The sequence below is a fragment of the Hydrocarboniphaga sp. genome, from assembly GCF_965279055.1.
Classification (GTDB): Bacteria; Pseudomonadota; Gammaproteobacteria; order Nevskiales; family Nevskiaceae; genus Hydrocarboniphaga.
On sequence record NZ_OZ257125.1, the window covers coordinates 111,105 to 130,328 of the forward strand.

The window sequence follows — 19,224 nt, forward strand, 5'->3', positions numbered from 1 at the left end:
ATGTATCAACCAAGTTCCGTTCGTCCCGAGTCGCCGCCTGCGGCGTATCGAGGGAGCGGACCGCCGCCCGACGATATAGGCTGACGCCGCACAGGGAGACCGCTTGGCCACCATCACCCCGCAGATCCTGGTATCGCTGGTCGCGCTCGGCATGGCGCTGGCGTTCCTGTCGGCGGACCGGCGCAGCAGCACGTCGCGCGCGCTGGCCGCGGCGCTGGCGTTCACCGGCGTGGCTATCATGCTCAACCATGGCCTGCTCGCCGAGGCCGCGCATGCCTCGGGCTGGCTGGCGCTGCCGGAGTCCCTGGCCATCGTGACCATGCTCGAATGGCTGCTGCGCGTGCGCCGCACGGTGCCGGTGCCCGAGGATTTCGACACGCGCTTCGGCGATGGCGTGCTGCGCTTCGGCCAGCTCAGCGGCCTGGCGTATACCGTGTTCGCGCTGTTGTGGCCGCAGCTGCGCGTCGACGATTTTCTCGGCGCGGCCGGCGACAGCCGCGCGTTCACGCGCGCCGGCTTCTGGCTGTTCGCAACGCCGGTGCTGCTGGCGGTGGCATCCGGCATGACCTCGCTGGTGCTGCTGCTGAACCGGCGCCCGGATCGCAGCGAGCGGCTGCGCCTGCTGGCCTTCGCCGGCTGTACGCCGTTCATGGTGTCGGGCTTCGTGCTGCCGGCGCAGCTGGCGGCCGTGTCGGTGGTGATCGGCGAAATGATCCTGCTGATCGGCGCGGTGCAGTACCACGTCATGCAGGGCCAGCGCGGCGCGTTCATGTCGCGCTTCCTGTCGCCGGAAGTGGCGCGGCTGGTCGCCGAGCGCGGTCTGCGCCAGGCGATGCAGGACAAGCAGCTGACGATTACCGCGGTGGCCTGCGATCTGCGCGGCTTCTCGGTGTTTGCGCGCGCGGTGCCGTCGCAGGTGACGATCCAGGTGCTGCGCGAGTATTACGACGCGGTCGGCCAGGTGGTGGCGCAGTACGGCGCCACGATCAAGGACTACGCCGGCGACGGCGTGCTGATCCTGGTCGGCGCGCCGATCGAATTCGCCGACCACGCCGCGCGCGCCGCCGAGCTGTCGCTGCAGCTGCGCCAGGCCTGCCAGCGTTGCATCGCGCAGTGGAGCCAACTCGGGCCGCGCCTTGGCATCGGCGTCGGTGTTGCCAGCGGCGCGGTCACGGTCGGCGTGATCGGCGGCGTGTCGCGGCTGGAGTACACCGCGGTCGGCTCGGCGGTGAACCTCGCCTGTCGCTTATGCGAGCAGGCGCAGGACGGCGAAATCCTGATCGATGATGCGACGCAGCGCGGTGCCGGCCGCAGCAACGCCAGCGAACGCCCGCCGCTGAACCTGAAAGGCTTCGGCGAACCGGTCGCGCATTTCAGTCTTTAAGGTTCCTTAGCGCGGCTCACCGATCGCGACGACGACGCCGGCAACCAGGATCGCCGCACCGGCCAGCACCGTCGCCGACGGCAGCGCGCCGCTCCACAGCGCGCCGTAGCCGATGCCGGCGATGGTTTCAAACACGATCAGCTGGCCGAGCAGGTGCGCCGGCAACTGCGTGCTGGCCTGGTTCCACAGCGCGTTCGCGGCCCAGGACGTGACCAAGCCGAGGATCAGGCAGACGCCGGTGAACAGCATCCAGTCCGGCGCCGCCCGCGGCAGCGACGGGGTCGCCGCGAACAGCAGCAGCGCGAACGGCAGCGCCGCCGCACCCTGCAGCGACGACCATTCCAGGCCGCCGATGCCGGGATGCGCGCGCAGGCGCTCGCTGTTGGCGACGCCGTACACCGTCCACAGCGCCAGCGACGCGAACGCGCAGGCGACGCCGACGGCGTAGTCGCGCGCCGTCGCCGCGCTGCGCGCCGCGGTCGCCGCATCGGGTGCATGCGCCAGCCACAGGCCGCCGAGGATCAGCGCCAGCGCCAGGCCGTAGCGCGGCGTGATCGCGTGGCCGGCGCGCAGCCGTCCGGCCAGCGACACGGTCACCGGCAGCAGGCCGATGATCAGCGTCGGCATCACGTAGCCGGCGAGCCGCACCGCGATGCTGAGCAGCGCGTAATACAGCAGGTTGCCGGACAGGCTCAGCAGGCTGGCGTCGCGCCAGGCGAGCCACGACCGCCGCCGCGCCGGGTCGCGCCGCGCCAGCAGCATCAAGGTCGCGGTCGAGGCCAGGCCGTAGGCGATGTAGCGGCCGGCGGCGACGCCCAGCGCCGGCCAGTCGCCGAGCATCAGCGGCCCGACGAAGGCGAAACCCCATCCGCAACAGGCGAGCACCGCATAGGCGACGCCGGTTCGGCTGACGGTGGGTTCGCGCACGATTCGATTGAAAGCCGGAGGAATGCCGCCATGTTATCGGCTGGCGTAGCGCCGATGCGCGAAAACTTCGCGCACCGACTGCCGCCGTCAGGTGGGATTGTTATAGTCGTCGCATGGATCTCCCGGTCATCAATCGCCTGAGCAATGCGCTGCACAAGCGCAGCGTCGTGCGCGAGTTCGGTATCGAGGCGCTGGTCAAGGTGCTCGACGAGTACCTGCCTGAAGACCAGATCGCCGACGTGCGCCGCGCCTACGAGTTCGGCGCCAAGTACCACGCCGGCCAGAACCGCACCTCCGGCGAGCCCTACATCTACCACCCGCTAGCGGTGGCGCGGATTCTGGCCGACCTGCGCATGGACGCAACGACGCTGATCGCCGCGATCCTGCACGACGTCGTCGAGGACACCGAGGTCTCTCCGGAACGCGTCGCGATGGTGTTCGGCAAGGACGTCGCCAGCATCGTTGAAGGCGTGACCAAGATCGGCAAGGTCGAGGGCCTGTCGCGCGCCGAGCTGCAGGCCGAGAGCTTCCGCAAGCTGCTGCTGGCGATGACCCAGGATCTGCGCGTGATCCTGGTCAAGCTCGCTGACCGCCTGCACAACATGCGCACGCTCGGCGCCACCGAGCCCGAGAAGCGCGTGCGCGTGGCCAAGGAGACGCTGCAGATCTACGCGCCGATCGCGCAGCGCCTGGGCATCAATACGATCCGCACGCAGCTCGAGGATCTGGCCTTCGCCAACATGTATCCCGAGCGTCACCGCGTGCTCGAGCGCGCCATCGACGACCAGATCGGCGACAGCAAGAACCTGATCAAGGACGTCGAGGGCAAGATCGCCAAGGCGCTGCGCGACGAGGGCATCGGCGCGACCGTGGTCGGCCGCGAAAAGAACATCTACAGCATCTACCAGAAGATGCGGCGCAAGAAGATGCGCCTGCTGCAGGTGATGGATCTGCTGGGTTTCCGCATCGTCGTCGCCAAGCTCGACGACTGCTATCGCGCGCTCGGCGTGGTCCACCACGTCTACAAGCCGGTGCCCGGCGGCTTCGACGACTACATCGCCAACTCCAAGGCCAACGGCTACCAGAGCTTGCACACCACGTGCATTGGGCCGGAAGGCCACAAGATCGAAATCCAGATCCGCACGCGCGAGATGCACCACATCGCGGATTCCGGCATCGCCGCGCACTGGCAGTACAAGATGGGCAGCAAGGACGGCGCCTCGTCGGCGCCGCAGGTCCGCGCCAACGAATGGCTGCGCGGCCTGTTCGACGAACTCGGCACCGCCGGATCGCTGGAGTTCATCGAGGGCGTCAAGGTCGACCTGTTCCCGGACGAGGTCTATGTGTTCACGCCCAAGGGCCTGATCCGGCGCATGCCCAAGGGCGCGACCTCGGTGGACTTCGCCTACTCGGTGCACAGCGAACTGGGCGACCGCTGCGTCGCCGCGCGCATCGACGGCAGCCTGGAGCCGCTGAATACGCCGCTGCGCAGCGGCCAGACCGTCGAGATCATCACCGCGCGGCATGCGCGGCCGAACGCGGCCTGGCTGAACTTCGTCAAGACCGCGAAGGCGCGCAGCCATATCCGCAACTTCCTGCGTAACCAGCGCGAGGACGAGGCAGTGCGCCTGGGCCGCCGGCTGATCGAAATCGCGCTGCGCGATCTCGGCATCTCGCTGGCCAAGCTGCGCGAGGAAGCCGCCGAGCCGGTACTGAAGGCCTACGGCCTGAAGGACATGGAAGAGCTGTACGCGGCGATCGGCACCGGCGAGCGCCTGGCGCCGCTGGTCGCGCGGCATTTCCTGCCGGACCAGAATTCACCGGATTCGGATACCTCCACCGCGGCGCCGCTGGCGATCGAAGGCACCGAGGGCCTGGTCGTCGACTACGCGCGCTGCTGCCGGCCGATTCCGGGCGACGACATCCGCGGCAACGTCAGCGTCGGCCGCGGCATCGTCATTCACCGCATCGACTGCAAGCATGCCAAGGCCAGGCCGCAGGACTGGGTGCCGCTGATCTGGGCCGACAAGGTGCAGGGCGATTACCTGTCCGAAATCCGTGTGCACGCGCTCAATCAGCGCGGCCTGCTGGCGCGTGTCACCGCCGAGATCACCAGCAGCGAATCCAGCATCGAGAACGTGCAGATGCCGGACCGCGCCGGCGGCGAGACCATCGAGATGCGCTTCATCATCACGGTGAAATCGCGCGTGCACCTGGCGCATGTGATGCGGCGCCTGCATCGGCTGGATGGTGTCGAGAAGGTCGTTCGCTCCTAACAAAATAATTCCCTCCCCCGCAGGCGGGGGAAGGAGACCGGCTCAGCGTCGCCTGAAAAACCGGTTTTCGCGCAGCGGACTGCGCAGCAGCTTCATTGGCTCATGCGCCCCGTGGTTTTCATCGAAGGACGCAGCGCGGCTGGACGCGGTCGTGCAGCTGCCGCTGCTGCGATAGCCCAGCGCGGTCGCCAGCAGCGCTTCGTTGCGATCACCCAGCGCGTGGCCGAAATCGTCGGACACGTAGCAGTTCGGGTCGAAGCCGTCGGCATAGTCGCCGAAGCCCTGGTCGTTGACGCCGGCGAACTCGATCGCGAAGTACGACAGGCCGCAGTTGTCGGTGGGAAAGAATCCGTAGGGCTTGCCGCAGCTGGTGTCGCCGATCAGTACGACGTTGACGCCGACGCCGCGCAGGCCGTTGATCACCGCCTCGCTGGCCGAGCAGGTGCCGCTACCGGTCAGCATGAACAGCCGCGGAAGATTCAGCGTAGGCAGGCTGCTGCCGCTGGTGACGGACGGATCGAAACCCTGGGCGGTGGTGTGGAACGGCGTGACCGTGTCGGTCTGCGTCGCCAGCGGATTCTTGTCGTTGAAGCTGAGCTTCTCGAAGGTTCGGCCAGTGGTACGCGCCGGCCCGGCAATCATATAGGCGAGTTCGCTGGCGATATCCAGATAGCCGCCGCCGTTGTAGCGCATGTCCAGCACCAGGTCGCTGATGCCGGCATCGCGCAGCTGCGTGATCGCATTGATCAGCTCGCCTTCGGCGGTGGCGATGTGCTGCGTGAACAGCAGGTAGCCGACCTTGCTGCTGCCGGCCGTATAGCTCTGCACCTTCTGCACCGGTACCGAATTCGCGGCAACGGCGGTCAGCGTGACGCTGCGGCTGGAATCGCTGCCGTAGTCGCGGATCGTGAATTGGTGGCTTTCTCCCTGCACTTCCGGGAACAGGCCGGCGTTGAGCGTGTCGATACCGCTCTGGCTGTCGTCGTAGACCAGGTCGACGCCGTCGACGGCGAGGATTTCGGCGCCGCGATCGATGTGCTGGCCGGCGGCCGGCGTGTTCGGATCGGTGTAGACGATCACCGCTTCGCGCGGCGGTTGCGTCGCCAGCAGCGCCACCTGCATGCCGTAGCCGATCTCGACCCCGGAGCGCGACTGCGCGTTGAACAGCGCGGTCGAGTAGGTAAAGCTGAATTCGTCCTTGAGCCGGCCGGAGGCCGTGGTCTGCCGCGTTTTCAGATCCTGGAAGTAGGCGTCCAGCGCGTCGGTCACGCTGCCGTAATTCGAGGCCGTGTACGGCGCCGCATTGACGCTGGGGATTTCGCGGTACCACAGATAGATGTCGCCCATGAAGGCGCGTACCCATTTCTTCTCGTCGTCGATGCTGCCCTGGCGATCCGGATACGGCTGGTTGCCGTTGTACGGGTCGTTGCCCCGCCGCGGTGCGGCGCAGATCGCGGCCTTGCCGTTGGCACTGGCGGTGCGCTGCACATACGGGTTGTCGCTGCCCTCGTCATTGCCGCTGTCGCCACCGCCGCCGCCACCGCAGGCCAGCAGCAGACTGGTCAGCAGCAGCGTGGTCAAAGCGGTGGACGTCGATGAGCGAAAGGGCTGGCGCACGGTGGATCCCGGTGGTTCGGCGATGCGGCGAAGTTTAGCCGCCAGACCTTGTATTGAACTGGGCAATAACCCCCGCCATAGGTGCTTTTGCTACGCAGTCCGGCGGCTTCACTACAATAGACTCGACATGCCGCGCCCCAACCGATTGCCAGCCGTAGACCCCGCGTCCGACGCCAGCCAAGCCGCAGCCCCCGACTGGCGCATGCTGCCGGCACTGCTGCCGCACCTGAAGGACTATCCGGGCCGCATCGCGCTAGCGATGGCCTGCCTGGTGATCGCCAAGCTGTCCGGCGTGACGCTGCCGCTGGTGCTCAAGCACATGGTCGACAGCCTCGACACGCGCCATCACGCGATCATCGCGGTGCCGCTGTCGCTGCTGCTCGCTTACGGGAGCCTGCGCTTCGTCAACGTGCTGATGGGCGAGTTGCGCGACGTGGTGTTCGGCCGCGTCGCCGAGCGCGCGGTGCGCCGCGGCGCGCTGCAGGTGTTCCGCCATCTGCACGGGCTGGACCTGGATTTCCACCTGAGTCGCCGCACCGGCGGGCTGTCGCGCGACATCGAGCGCGGCGTCGCCGGCATCAGCTTCCTGCTGCGCTTCATGCTGTTCAACATCCTGCCGACCATCTTCGAACTGGTGCTGGTCGCCGGCATCCTGCTGTGGGCCTATGGGCCGTTGTTCGCGATCATCACCGCGGTGTCGGTAACGATCTATATCGCGTTTTCGGTCGTGGTCACCGAATGGCGCACGCATTTCATCCGCATGGCCAACCAGCTCGATTCGCGCGCCAATACGCGCGCGGTGGACTCGCTGCTGAACTACGAGACGGTCAAGTACTTCGGCAACGAGGCGCACGAGGCCGCGGAATACGATCGCTTCCTCGCCGAGTGGGAAACCGCGCAGCAGCAGAACCGGATGTCGCTGGGCCTGCTCAACGTCGGCCAGTCGCTGATCGTCGCCGGCAGCCTGACGCTGATGATGGTGCTGGCCGCGCAGCGCGTATCCAGCGGCGGCATGAGCCTGGGCGATTTCGTCGCGATCAATGCCTACGTGATCCAGCTGTTCATTCCGCTGAACTTCCTCGGCTTCGTCTACCGCGAAATCCGCCGCGCGCTGACCGACATGAACCGCATGTTCGCGCTGATGGACGTGACCCCGAAAGTGCAGGACGCGGCCGATGCGAAGACTTTGGTGGTCGGTTCGCCAACGCTGCGCTTCGAGGATGTGCGCTTCGGTTACAACACCGATCGCAACATTCTCAAAGGCGTCAGCTTCGAGATTCCGGCCGGCAGGACCGTTGCCGTGGTCGGCGCCAGCGGCGCCGGCAAAAGCACGCTGGCGCGTCTGCTGTTCCGTTTCTACGATCCGGATAGCGGCCGCATCACGATTGACGGCCACGACCTGCGCGAATTCACTCAGGCCAGCCTGCGCGCGGCCATCGCGGTGGTGCCGCAGGACACGGTGCTGTTCAACGACACGCTGTTCTACAACCTGCAATACGGCCGTCCGGATGCGAGCCGCGCCGAGGTCGAGGAAGCGGTGCGGCTGGCGCATCTGGAAAGCTTCATCGCGCAGCTGCCGCAGGGCTACGACACGCCGGTCGGCGAGCGCGGGCTGAAGTTGTCCGGCGGCGAGAAGCAGCGCGTCGCGATCGCGCGCGCGCTGCTGAAAAATCCGGCGATCCTGATTTTCGACGAGGCGACCTCGTCGCTGGATTCGGTGTCCGAGCGCGCGATCCTGCATGCGATAGAAGAAGTCGCCGCGCGTCGCACGACCCTGGTGATCGCCCACCGGCTGTCGACGATCGTGCATGCCGACCAGATCGTCGTGCTCGACCAGGGCCGGGTGATCGAACAGGGCCGTCATCAGGACCTGCTCGCGGCCAGCGGCGCGTATGCCGGCTTGTGGCGGCTGCAACAGCGCGAACGGCCGGCAGCCGAAGCGGCGATGACCTAGGCAGGCCGCGCTGCGTCGGGCGTCTGCGGATTCGATTTGCGCCAGGCGGCCGGCGGTACGCCGAACTCGCGCTTGAAAGCGCGACTGAAAGCGGTTTCCGACTCGTAGCCGCTGTGTTCGGCGATACGCGAAATCGCGGCACGGCCAGCACGCAGCTGCTGCGCCGCGAGCGCCAGGCGCCAGCGCGTCAGGTATTGCATGGGCGGCTCGCCGACCAACGCATTGAAGCGTTCGGCCAGTGCGGAACGCGACAGCGCCACTTCGTGTGCTAGCTCGTCCACGGTCCAGCCGCGACCGGGTTCCCGGTGCAGCAGCGCGAGCGCGGTACCGACTTGCGGGTCGCGCACGCCGGCCAGCCAACCCTTGGCGCCTTGCGGCAGTTGCTCGACGTGGCGGCGCATGGCCTCGACGAAGATCAGCTCGGAGAGCTTGGCGAGCATCGAATCGGCGCCGGGCGCCGACATCGACGATTCGCGAACGCCGACGCGCAGCAGCTCGCGCAGCAGCGAGGTCGCCGGACCGTCGCCGATCGGGATGCGCAGCACCCGCGGCAGCGCGTCGAACAGGGGCCGGCAGACGCTGCGGCTGCAGGCCAGGTAGCCGCAGACGAAGCGCGTCGCCTCGCCGCCGCCGCCGTGCCGCAGATGGACCAAATCGCCGCTCGCGGTGATCTCGACTTCGGCCATGCTGTCGACTTCGGTCGGCGCCAGATGCAGATGGCTGCCGAGCAGATGCGGCTCGTCCCGCGTGATCAGGATCAGGTCACCGGCGACGGCGTCCAGCACGTCGACGCCGCCGGTCAGCCGGACTTTGCAGCGACCGGCGGTCAGCATGTGGAAGAACACCAGCTGCTCGGCATGGGCGAGCTTTCGGCGCACGCTGGTCACGCTGCACTCGCCGCGTATGCACCATGGCGCGGTGAACTCCGCGTTGAGATACACCGCTCCTTCGAGGCGCACGGACTTGAGTAGGTCGGAGAGAGCATCCATGGCGTTTCGGTCAAAAACCGCGGGGTTTCGGCAAGGACGACGGGCCGGACGCCCGGGATACTAACAACGCCCGCAGTGCTTCGCGCTGCAATGCTTCAGGTGTAAGCCAAAAAACAGGGAGTTTCTTCATGAGCGAGCAGAAGACCTACGAGGGCCGCTGCTTCTGCGGCGCGGTTCAATTGAGCGTGAGTGGCGATCCGGCCGGCATGGGCTATTGCCATTGCGGGTCCTGCCGCAGCTGGTCGGCAGGGCCGGTCAATGCTTTCACGCTGTGGAATCCCGCCGCAGTGAGGGTCACACGCGGCGTCGAGCACATCGGCACTTACAACCTGACGCCGAACAGCTACCGCAAATGGTGCAAGAACTGCGGCGGACATCTGTTTACCGAACATCCCGGCATGGGCCTTACCGACGTTTACGCGGCGACGATTCCCGGCTTTCCGTTCGAAGCCGGCGTCCACGTCCATTACCAGGAAAGCCGGCTTCGGATGAAGGACGGCCTGCCGAAAATGAAGGATCTACCGGCCGAGATGGGCGGCTCGGGCGTACTCGTCGCGGAATAGTCGCGCCGGTTTAGCATGGCGGCGCGCGTGGCGGTGCTAGGCGCGCGCGTAGACCGGGGCGTCCGTCTGTTGGCTGAACGCGCGGAGCAGCGGCGTTGCCCTTCTCCTGCGCGGCAATATGACTTAACTTCGGCGGGCGTCGGAGGAGACGCTAGAAAAGTCGCCAATGAACCTGCGTGAATCGCTGAAACTGCTGACACCGGACGGCTTCAAGGAAGCCCTGCTGAGCCGCGTGGTCACGCCCGAAATCGAAGCCTACATGGCGCGCATGCCCAAGCCGGTCGGCAGTTTCGGCTACGACCCCTGGGGCTACAACGAGAATCAGGCCAAGGTCGGCCTGGGCCTGGCCAAGCTGTTGTACGACCATTATTTCCGCGTCACCTCCACCGGCCTGGAGAACGTGCCGGCGCAGGGGCGTGTGCTGCTGATCGCCAATCACTCCGGCCAGTTGCCAATGGACGGCATGATGATCTCGGTCGCGGTGGCGACCAACGACAACGGGCCGCGTGTGCCGCGCTCGATGATCGAGCGCTTCTTCCCGACCGTGCCGTGGCTGGGCAATACCTTCAGCGCCTGGGGTTCGGTGATCGGCGATCCGCTGAACGCGCACAAGATGCTGGAGTCCGAAGAACTGCTGATCGTATTCCCCGAAGGCGTACGCGGTTCCGGCAAGCCCTACCAGAAGCGCTACGAACTGCAGCGCTTCGGCCATGGGTTCATGCACATGGCGGTGACGCAGAACGTCCCGATCATTCCGGTCGGCGTGGTCGGCTGCGAAGAAACCATGCCGTCGCTGCTGAATTTCTGGCCGCTGGCGAAGCTGCTCGGCATTCCGTACTTCCCGGTAGGTCCGCTGCTGCCGTTGCCGGCGCGGGTGTACCTGAACTTCGGCAAGCCCCTGCACTTCACTGGCTGCGTCACCCGCGAATCCGAAGTGCAGCAACATGTCGACGAGGTCAAGGACGCGATCCGCGGGCTGATCGATGTCGGCCTGAAGCAGCGCACCACCATCTTCTAGGAGTCACCCCGCTCGATGGCTGCCCGCAAGAAACCCGCTGCGACCGCGAAAACCGTGCTGGTCACCGGCGCCGCCGGCTCGCTGGCCAAGCGCGTGATCGCGCGGCTGTACCCGCAATACAAGGTCATCGCGGTCGACTTCCGCCACAAGGTGGAGGTCGACGGCGGCATTCCGTCCTACAAAGTCGAGACTCACAAACGCGATTTCGAGGACGTGTTCCGCAACCATAAGATCGACGCGATCATCCATATCGGCCGCATCTTCGCCCACGAATCCGACCGCCACCGGCGCTACAACTCCAACGTGCTCGGCATGAAGAAGCTGCTGGAGCTGGCCAAGCGCTACGAGGTCGGCCAGATGATCGTCTACTCCACGCACCTGGTGTACGGCGCCTCGGCCTACAACCCGGCGCTGCTCGACGAGGACCAGCCCTTGAAAGCCGCCGAAATCACGCAGGAGCTGGTCGATTCGGTCGAGCTGGAGTCCCTGGCCAACATCTTTTTGTGGAAGCACCCGGAACTCAACATCACCATCCTGAGGCCGTGCACGGTGCTCGGCCCCGGCGTGCGCAACACCATGTCGATCCTGCTGGCGCGGGCGGTGGTGCCGGTGCTGATCGGCTTTTCGCCGCTGATGCAGTTCGTGCACGTCGACGACGTCGCCGATGCGATCAAGCTCGCGTTCGAGCAGAACAAGCCGGGCATCTACAACGTCGCGCCGGAAGACTGGATCGCCTACCAGGACGCGGCCGAGCAATGCGGCTGCAAGCGCCTGCCGATTCCGTCGGTGCCGCCGGCGGTGCCGCGCACGATCAGCAAGCTGCTCAACTGGAATGCGTTCTTCCCCGGCTACATGGTCGATTTCTTCAAGTACCCGGTGGTCATCGACGGCAAGCATTTCCGCGACACCTTCGGCTGGCAGCCGCGGCGCAGCCTGAATGACATCTTCAGCTACTACCGCCGGCAGAAACTGCCCGCCGGCGGCGCCTGATCGCGGGCCGCGACCCATAGGCAAGGCCAATCAACTTGTTATGAAAGTTTCACTTCGGTAATCGCCCGCGCTTCCGTAAGCTGGCGCACATCGTTTCAATCGATCACCTCATAAGGAGCTATCAGATGAGCAAGAAGGACCGTCCCGCGAGCAAGGCGCCGAAAGTCGATATCGGCATTCCCAAGGACAACCGCCAGGCGATCGCCGAAGGCCTGTCGCGGCTGCTCGCCGACGAGTACACGCTCTATCTGAAGACCCACAACTATCACTGGAACGTGACCGGGCCGATGTTCAACACGCTGCACCTGATGTTCGAGGGCCAGTACACCGAGGCCGCGCTGGCCGTGGATCTGGTCGCCGAGCGCATTCGCGCGCTGGGCTTCAACGCGCCGGGTTCGTACAGCGAATACGCCGAACTGGCCGCGGTGAAGGAAGACCGCACGCATCCGGAAGCGATGACCATGGTGCGCAACCTGGTCGCCGACCACGAAACCGTGACTCGCACCGCGCGCAGCCTGTTCCCGGCCGCCGAGGAAGTCAGCGACGAGCCGACCGCCGACCTGCTGACGCAGCGCATGCAGCTGCACGAGAAGACCGCCTGGATGCTGCGCAGCCTGCTGGAATAAGCGCGCCCGGGCACTTCCTCGGCGGCAGCCGGTCTGATCCTATGTGTTTGGAACAGGTGAACATCATGAAGATCGACCGACTCGCTGCCGCCGCCCTGCTGTTGCTCAGCAGTGTTGCTGTCCAGGCGGCGCAACCTCCGGCCGCTGCCGCCGCGCCTTCTGCCGACCCGGCCGCGCAAAGCCCGGAGCAGCTCAAGCTCGACGGCGACAGGCCGCGGCCCTGCCTGCAGACCGGCTCGCGATTGCCGAGCAAGAGCCATTGCGTGAACGCCGCGGGCCAGGTGGTCACGCGCGAAGAACTCGACGCCACCGGCGCGATGACGATGGGCGACGCGCTGCGCCGGACGGTTCCGTCGGCCACCGTGCGGTAGCGCGGTCGGCCGCAGATTAATTCCCGTTCACGAAAGTTTTTTGCCGGGCCGCCCCCCCGAACGGCGCGCAGTCACGCTCCTGCCCTTAAAATGGCGCGGTGAACCCGTCCTCCCCGCTGCTCGCGATCCGTCGTCTCAAAATCCATTACCCGTTGCGCAGCTGGCTGCCGTGGCGGCGTGGTGGCGTGGCGCGGGCGGTCGACGGCGTCGACTTCAACCTGCATGCCGGCGAGACGCTCGGCATCGTCGGTGAATCCGGCAGCGGCAAGTCCAGTGTCGCGCGCGCGCTCGCCGGATTGCAGGGCGTCACCTCGGGCGCGATCGAATACACCACCGCCAATGGCCATACCGTCGATCTGTCGCGGCTGGACAAGAAAGCCTGGCGGCCGCTGCGCCGCGAAATACAGCTGGTGTTCCAGGACCCGCAGTCCAGCCTGAACCCGCGTCATCGCATCGGCCGCATCGTCGAAGAGCCGCTGAAGACGATGTTCCCGGAACTGGGCAAGACCGAGCGTACCGCGCGCATGCTGGCGATGCTCGAGCGTGTCGGCCTCGGCGCCGAACATGCGGACCGCTATCCGCACGAGCTGTCCGGCGGCCAGTGCCAGCGCGTCGGCATCGCGCGCGCGCTGATCGTCAAGCCGCGCGTGCTGATCTGCGACGAGCCGGTGTCGGCGCTGGATGTGTCGGTGCAGGCGCAGATCATCAACCTGCTCGCCGACTGCCAGGCCGAATACGGCCTGGCGATGATCTTCATCGCGCATGACCTGGCCGTGGTGCGGCATCTGTCGCAGCGCGTGCTGGTGATGTACTTCGGCCGCATCATGGAGCAGGCGCCGCGCGAGGTCCTGTTTGGCCAGGCGGTGCATCCGTATACGCGCGCCTTGCTCGCGGCGATGCCGCCGGAAGATCTGACCTTGCCGCTGGAATACGTGCAGCCGGCGCTGGAAGGCGAGGTGCCCAACCCGCTGAGCCCGCCGCCGGGCTGCGTATTCGTCACGCGTTGCCCGATGGCCGACCAGACCTGCAACCGCTCGATGCCGACCTTGCGCCGCGTCGCGCATGGCGGTTACGCGGCCTGTCATTTCGTCGGCATGGCGGCGCCGGCCTGAGGCGATGGAAGCGGCCAGACGCGTCGCGCTGATCACCGGTGCCACGCGCGGCATCGGCCTGGCTTTCGCGCGGGAATACGCGCAGGCGCATCACCGCCAGGATCTGATCCTGGTCGGGCGCTCGGAAGCCGCGCTGCGTGATCTGGTGAAACAGCTGCGCAAGAACCAGGGCGGGCGTATCGAGATCATCGTCGCCGACCTGAGCGCGCCGGATTCCGGTGAAGGCGTCGCCGAGCAGGTGATGGCGCTGGGAATGAAGGTCGACGTGCTGGTCAACGCCGCCAGCGCCGATCATGTCGGCGACTTCATCGAGCAGGCGCCGCAAACGGCGCAGGCGCAGATCACCCTGCAATGCGCGGCGATGGTCGATCTGTGCCAGGTGCTGGCGCCGGCGATGGTCGCGCAGCGCTCCGGCACCATCATCAATGTCGCCGCTGCGGGTGGTTCGCAGCCACGGCCCTATGCCAGCGTCGCCGGCGGCGTCGCGGCCTTCGTGCTGTCGTTCACGCAGGCGCTGCGCGCCGAGCTGCGGCCGCAGGGCCTGCGCGTCGTCGCGATCTGTCCGGCGCCGGCGCGATGGCTGGGCCTGTCAGCGAGCACGTCGCCGGAAACCCTGGTGAAACGCAGCCTGCGAGCGGTGCGGCTGAATCGCGCGACGGTGACGCCGGGCTGGCGCGATGCGCTCGCCGGCCTGGTGATTCGCGTGCTGCCGACGCGCGTGATCGCAGCGCGGCTGCGACGCCGACGCTAGCGCGAGCAGCTCGGCCGCAGGCCGGCAGCCCTGGCCTGCTGATACACCGCGGCGTCCTGCGGCAGGCGCGCGCTCAGGTCATGGATGCGCGTGCTGTTCGACGGATGCGTCGACATCAGCTGCGGCGGCGCCTGGCCACCGGCCTTGGCCGACATGTTCTGCCACAGCACGATCGACTGGCTCGGATCGAAGCCGGCTTTGGCCATCAGGTCCATGCCCAGCAGGTCGGCCTCGCTTTCATGCGCGCGCGAGTACGGCAGCAGGAACAGCGTCTTGGTGGCAACGCTCAAGGTGCTGGCGTCGATGCCGGTAAACGCCGAGGCCACCGCGGTGCCGAGGCTGCCGACCGCGTCCGACGACACGCGCTCGGCCGAATGGCCGGCGAGCACGTGCGTGACTTCGTGGCCGATCACCGCGGCGAGCTGGTCCGGCGTGGTGGCGACGTCGAGCAGGCCGGTGTAGACGCCGATCTTGCCGCCGGGCAGCGCAAACGCGTTGACGTCCTTGCTCTCGAAGGTCACCACCTCCCAGCTGGTCGGGATGCTCACGTCCCACTTCATCTGCGGAATCACGCGGGTGATCGCGCCGGCCACGCACTGCACGTAGGCGGCCTCCTTGGTGTCCTTGGTTGCCGGGGTTTTCTGCTTCAGCTCGGTGAACGAGTTGATGCCCATCTGGCTGACTTCGGAATCCGACACCAGCTTGAGCTGGCTGCGGCCCAGCGGCGACGTGGCGCAGGCGACGAGCACGGCGGCGCCGAGCAGCGGCAACAGGATTCGCGACTTCGACATCATTCTGATATTCCCCAATGCGCCAAAAAAAGTGATGCAGAAAACTCAGGGCTCGAGGCGTTCGACGCGCCAGCTCGCCGCGCTGCGCACATAGCACAGCCTGTCGTGCAGGCGGTCGCGCCGGCCCTGCCAGAACTCGACTGCCTGCGGCCGCAGCACGTAGCCGCCCCAGAATTCCGGCAGCGGAACATCGCCACCGGCGAAAGCCTGTTCATTGGCTTGCATGCGCGCGTCGAGTTCGCCGCGTGTCGCCACGACCGCCGACTGCCGCGAGGTATACGCGCCGATCTGCGATGCTCTCGGGCGCTCGCGGAAATAGGCCAGCGAGGCTTCGCGGCTGAGCCTTTCGACGCGGCCTTCGAGCCGCACCTGGCGCTCCAGCTTGTCCCACCAGAACACCAGGGCGGCCTGCGGATGCGCGTCGAGTTCGCGGCCCTTGCGGCCTTCGTAGTTGGTGTAGAAGCAGACGCCGCCATCATGGAAGCCTTTGCACAACACAATGCGCGCCGAAGGCTGGCCGTCGTCGCCGACCGTGGCCAGCGTCATCGCAGTGGGTTCGATCATGCCGGCTTCGCGCGCGGCGTCGATCCACAGCCGCAACTGATCGATCGGCTCGGCCAGCAGGTCGGCCTCGTCCAGCGGCGGGTTCAGGGTGTATTGCTTCGGTGTCTGCGACATGGTGCGGCGAGACGGTTGACGTTGGGCTGGCAGTGTACTGAAACGTCCCGTGACCGTGGTCCGGTCCGCGATGCGCGCATGGCAGAATCCGTATACGAGCTCGATAAAACCCTACAACCGGAGACCACATGAGCAGCAGTCCGAGTCAGTTCCAGGCCTTGCGCGTGCACGGCGTGGACAAGCGCACCGAGTCGCGCTTCGAAACCCTGAGCATCGACGATCTGACGCCGGGCGAGGTGGTGATCCGGGTCGCGTATTCCTGCCTGAACTACAAGGACGCGCTGGCGGTGACCGGCAAGGGCCGGATCATGCGCCAGCTGCCGCGTGTTGCCGGTATCGACTGCTCCGGCGTCGTCGAATCCAGCGGCGATGCCGCGTTCAAAGCCGGCGACAAGGTGCTGGTCACCGGCTGCAACATGGGCGAGTTGCTCGATGGCGGTCTGGCCGAATACGTGCGCATTCCGGCGTCCGCCGTGGTGCCGCTGCCGGCGGGCCTGAGCCTGTTCGAGGCGATGGCACTGGGCACCGCCGGCTTCACCGCGGCGATCGCGCTGCGCCGCATGCTCGAAAATCACCAGCGGCCGGAAAACGGCACGATCGCGATCACCGGCCCCACCGGCGGTGTCGGCGCGGTCGCGATCACGCTGTTCAAGCGCGCCGGCTTCACCGTCGCCGCGATCACCGGCAAAAAGGCCAGCGCCGAGGATTATCTGAAGCAGCTCGGCGCCGACGAGGTGATCGGCCGCCAGGAGCTGACGCTCGGGACCAAGCCGCTGGAGTCGGTGTTGTGGGGCGGCGCGGTCGACAACCTGGGCGGCGACATGCTCGCCTGGCTGACGCGCACCACCAAGCCCTGGGGCAATGTCGGCAGCGTCGGCCTGGCGGCGAGCGCTGATCTGCAGGCGACGGTGATGCCCTTCATCCTGCGCGGCGTGTCGCTGCTCGGCATCCACTCGGTGGAAATGCCGCGCCAATGGCGGCTGGATTTGTGGGACAAGCTCGCCGGCGACTGGAAGCCTTCGCAACTCGACGGCCTGATCGCGACGCGCACGATCACGCTGGATGAAGTGCCGGCGGCGTGCGCGACGATGATCGCCGCGGAGACGCGCGGGCGCACGGTGGTGAAGCTGGCGGGAGGCTAAGGATCCTGAGCCGGCAGATGCCTTGCCGACCTAGACCGCCGCGGACATCACCGGCAGCGTGAACCACAGGGTCGCACCGCCACCGGCTTCGTTCGGCTGCGCCCAGATGCGGCCGCGATGGCGTTCGATGATGCGCTTGCATACCGACAGGCCGATACCGCTGCCCGGATAGCGGTCGGCGGAGTGCAGGCGCTTGAACACTTCGAAGATGCGCTCGCTGTCTTCCTCGCGCAGGCCGATGCCGTTGTCACGCACGCTGATGCGCCATTCGCCGCCGTGCTGCCGGGACTCGATGCGCACGTGCGGCGGTGCCTCGCTGTGGAACTTGATCGCGTTGCTGATCAGGTTCTGCAGCAGCTGCAGCAGCTGCGAAGGATCGCCCAGCACCTGCGGCAGACGCTCGCAGTCGATGCGCGCTTCAAGCTCCTCGATCGAGGCGTGCAGGTTGGCCAGCGCCAGGCTCATCACTTCGTTCAAGTCGCAGACGCTGAAGGGCCGCGGGCTGGCGTCGATGCGCGAGTAGTCGAGCAGGTTGGTGATCATGCCGCGCATGCGCCCGGCGGCGTCGCGGACAAAGTCCAGGTACTCGTCGGCGGTGGCGTCGAGGCGGCCCTTGTAGCGCCGCGCCAGCAGCTCGGAGAAACCGGAGATCGCCCGCAGCGGCTCCTGCAGGTCGTGCGAGGCAGCGTAGGCAAAACGCTGCAGCTCGGAGTTGCTGCGGGTGAGTTCGCCGATGCTCCTCTCCAGTGTCTCGCGCTGGCGCGCCAGTTCGCGCTCCACCACCTGGCGCGCCAGCAGATTGCTGATCATTTCGCCGAACACGGTCAGCAGGAACACCAGCTCGGGCGGCCAGGCGCGTTCGTGCCGGATCCATTCGAAGCCGACCAGGCCGGGCACGCTCGGCCGCGGCCGCAGCGGCACCATCACCACCGAGCGCACCTGTGCCAGCGCCCAGGCATTGCGCTCCTTCTCGGCCTGCGGCGGCAGGTCGGACATGTGCGCGACGTTGACGATCTCGCCGCGCTGCAGTAGCGACTGCGTCCACGGAAAATCCGCCGGCGACGCGCTGCTGCCGTGTTCGCGGAACGACAGCACGCCGGGCGCGCTCCATTCGTGCGAAATCGCCAGCAGCCGATCGCTGTCGTCATAGGTGAAAACGTAGCAGCGGTCGGCCTGCATCAGCTGCCCGATCTGGGCCAGCGCGCGGTCGATGCCCTCGTCGATCTGCATCGAGTTGTAATTGATCATCTCGGTCGACAGCTTCGAGATCAGTGCCTCGAACGCCAGCCGGTCGCTGACCGCGCGCTCGGCCTGCAGCCGGTCGCTGATATCGATCAGGGTGCCGCCGACCAGCGTGCGGCCCGGCAGCGAAGGCAGCTTGGCCGCGCGCACTTCGCAGGGCATGCGCTCGCCGCTGCTGGTCAGCAGCGTGCAGTTGGCGATGACTCTTTCGCCGGCCAGCGCGTGCTCGATCAGGCCGCGCAGGAAATTGGTCGACGGCGTGCCGTCGTCCTGCAGCCGCGGCCCGAACACACGCGGCGTGACGCCGATGATCTGCTCGCGCGGCAGGCCGCACAGATCGACAAAGCTCTGGTTGACGTCGGCGATGCAGCCGGATTCGACGTGCAGCACCCACATCGCGTCGGGCGCGTGTTCGGCAATCGCGCGCTGCTGCTCGAAGCGCGTCTGCAACTCGCTCATGCGCTGCTGCACGCTGTCCAGCGAGCGCGCGATCACGGTCACCGAATCGTCGGTGCGCGCCAGGCCTGCGGCCTGCGCGTTGGCCGGTGCGGCCATCGCATGCGCGGTTTTCGACAGCTCCGACAATCGACGGTCCAGCGCGTCGAGGAACCAGGCCGCTGCCGCACCGATCAGGAACAAGGGCACCGACACCGTGGCCAGCGTCGACACGTTGCCTTCGACCCAGCCGAGTATCACCGCGGCGACCAGGGCACTGGTGGCGATGACCGCGACGGCGAAGTAGTACTTGAGCTTCACGGAAACATGACCAGGGCCTTCCAGGGCGGCGACCAGT

General features: G+C 66.8%; 17 protein-coding genes. 11 read left to right on the forward strand and 6 right to left on the reverse strand.

Annotated features, from left to right (window positions below; all coding sequences use genetic code 11):
• Window positions 1–103: 103 nt before the first annotated feature.
• Window positions 104–1,384 carry an adenylate/guanylate cyclase domain-containing protein gene (locus ACQZF9_RS00570; RefSeq protein ID WP_428311334.1) on the forward strand — a complete coding sequence of 427 codons (1,281 nt, stop codon included), beginning with the start codon at window positions 104–106 and terminating at the stop codon, window positions 1,382–1,384.
• A gap of 6 nt (window positions 1,385–1,390) precedes the next feature.
• Here the strand turns inward: ACQZF9_RS00570 and ACQZF9_RS00575 are convergent, their stop codons facing one another.
• Window positions 1,391–2,311 (reverse strand): DMT family transporter, encoded by a 921-nt coding sequence (locus tag ACQZF9_RS00575; RefSeq protein ID WP_428311335.1) that lies wholly within the window; start codon window positions 2,309–2,311, stop codon window positions 1,391–1,393.
• A 113-nt stretch (window positions 2,312–2,424) separates the two neighbouring features.
• On the opposite strand from ACQZF9_RS00575, the gene ACQZF9_RS00580 reads away from it, so the two are divergent.
• Window positions 2,425–4,587, forward strand: coding sequence for a RelA/SpoT family protein (locus tag ACQZF9_RS00580; protein ID WP_428311336.1), 2,163 nt, complete (start codon window positions 2,425–2,427; stop codon window positions 4,585–4,587).
• A 42-nt stretch (window positions 4,588–4,629) separates the two neighbouring features.
• Here ACQZF9_RS00580 and ACQZF9_RS00585 read toward each other — a convergent pair whose 3' ends face one another.
• Window positions 4,630–6,204, reverse strand: a complete 1,575-nt coding sequence (locus tag ACQZF9_RS00585) for a S41 family peptidase (protein ID WP_428311337.1) — start codon at window positions 6,202–6,204, stop codon at window positions 4,630–4,632.
• Window positions 6,205–6,406: 202 nt separating this feature from the next.
• Between ACQZF9_RS00585 and ACQZF9_RS00590 the strand changes: the two genes are divergently transcribed.
• Window positions 6,407–8,158, forward strand: coding sequence for an ABCB family ABC transporter ATP-binding protein/permease (locus ACQZF9_RS00590; protein WP_428311338.1), 1,752 nt, complete (start codon window positions 6,407–6,409; stop codon window positions 8,156–8,158).
• On the opposite strand, the gene ACQZF9_RS00595 is transcribed toward ACQZF9_RS00590, so the two are convergent.
• Window positions 8,155–9,147 carry an AraC family transcriptional regulator gene (locus tag ACQZF9_RS00595; RefSeq protein WP_428311339.1) on the reverse strand — a complete coding sequence of 331 codons (993 nt, stop codon included), beginning with the start codon at window positions 9,145–9,147 and terminating at the stop codon, window positions 8,155–8,157. The two genes, ACQZF9_RS00590 and ACQZF9_RS00595, sit on opposite strands and share 4 nt — an antisense overlap.
• 128 nt (window positions 9,148–9,275) lie before the next feature.
• Here ACQZF9_RS00595 and ACQZF9_RS00600 point away from each other — a divergent pair, with 128 nt between their 5' ends.
• The 7 genes from ACQZF9_RS00600 (at window position 9,276) to ACQZF9_RS00630 (ending at window position 14,578) form a co-directional block, all read left to right on the forward strand.
• Window positions 9,276–9,710 (forward strand): GFA family protein, encoded by a 435-nt coding sequence (locus tag ACQZF9_RS00600; protein WP_428311340.1) that lies wholly within the window; start codon window positions 9,276–9,278, stop codon window positions 9,708–9,710.
• Window positions 9,711–9,876: 166 nt separating this feature from the next.
• Entirely contained in the window at window positions 9,877–10,728 is an 852-nt protein-coding gene (locus tag ACQZF9_RS00605) for a lysophospholipid acyltransferase family protein (protein ID WP_428311341.1), read from the forward strand.
• Between the two features lie 15 nt (window positions 10,729–10,743).
• Window positions 10,744–11,718: an SDR family oxidoreductase gene (locus ACQZF9_RS00610; RefSeq protein WP_428311342.1), complete on the forward strand. Its 975-nt coding sequence runs from the start codon at window positions 10,744–10,746 to the stop codon at window positions 11,716–11,718.
• A gap of 125 nt (window positions 11,719–11,843) precedes the next feature.
• A complete protein-coding gene (locus ACQZF9_RS00615; protein ID WP_428311343.1) occupies window positions 11,844–12,344 on the forward strand; it encodes a Dps family protein in 501 nt (166 codons plus the stop codon).
• Between the two features lie 65 nt (window positions 12,345–12,409).
• Window positions 12,410–12,715 carry a hypothetical protein gene (locus ACQZF9_RS00620; protein WP_428311344.1) on the forward strand — a complete coding sequence of 102 codons (306 nt, stop codon included), beginning with the start codon at window positions 12,410–12,412 and terminating at the stop codon, window positions 12,713–12,715.
• Between the two features lie 98 nt (window positions 12,716–12,813).
• Window positions 12,814–13,827 carry an ABC transporter ATP-binding protein gene (locus tag ACQZF9_RS00625; protein ID WP_428311345.1) on the forward strand — a complete coding sequence of 338 codons (1,014 nt, stop codon included), beginning with the start codon at window positions 12,814–12,816 and terminating at the stop codon, window positions 13,825–13,827.
• A 4-nt stretch (window positions 13,828–13,831) separates the two neighbouring features.
• Window positions 13,832–14,578 (forward strand): SDR family NAD(P)-dependent oxidoreductase, encoded by a 747-nt coding sequence (locus ACQZF9_RS00630; protein WP_428311346.1) that lies wholly within the window; start codon window positions 13,832–13,834, stop codon window positions 14,576–14,578.
• Here the strand turns inward: ACQZF9_RS00630 and ACQZF9_RS00635 are convergent.
• On the reverse strand, window positions 14,575–15,369 hold the full coding sequence (locus ACQZF9_RS00635) for a M48 family metallopeptidase (protein WP_428311347.1): 795 nt from the start codon (window positions 15,367–15,369) through the stop codon (window positions 14,575–14,577). The two genes, ACQZF9_RS00630 and ACQZF9_RS00635, sit on opposite strands and share 4 nt — an antisense overlap.
• A 45-nt stretch (window positions 15,370–15,414) precedes the next feature.
• Entirely contained in the window at window positions 15,415–16,047 is a 633-nt protein-coding gene (gene pdxH / locus ACQZF9_RS00640; RefSeq protein ID WP_428311348.1) for a pyridoxamine 5'-phosphate oxidase, read from the reverse strand.
• 128 nt (window positions 16,048–16,175) lie between these two features.
• On the opposite strand from pdxH, the gene ACQZF9_RS00645 reads away from it, so the two are divergent.
• On the forward strand, window positions 16,176–17,189 hold the full coding sequence (locus tag ACQZF9_RS00645; protein ID WP_428311349.1) for a YhdH/YhfP family quinone oxidoreductase: 1,014 nt from the start codon (window positions 16,176–16,178) through the stop codon (window positions 17,187–17,189).
• A 30-nt stretch (window positions 17,190–17,219) separates the two neighbouring features.
• Here the strand turns inward: ACQZF9_RS00645 and ACQZF9_RS00650 are convergent, their stop codons facing one another.
• On the reverse strand, window positions 17,220–19,187 hold the full coding sequence (locus tag ACQZF9_RS00650) for an ATP-binding protein (RefSeq protein ID WP_428311350.1): 1,968 nt from the start codon (window positions 19,185–19,187) through the stop codon (window positions 17,220–17,222).
• Between the last annotated feature and the right edge of the window lie 37 nt (window positions 19,188–19,224).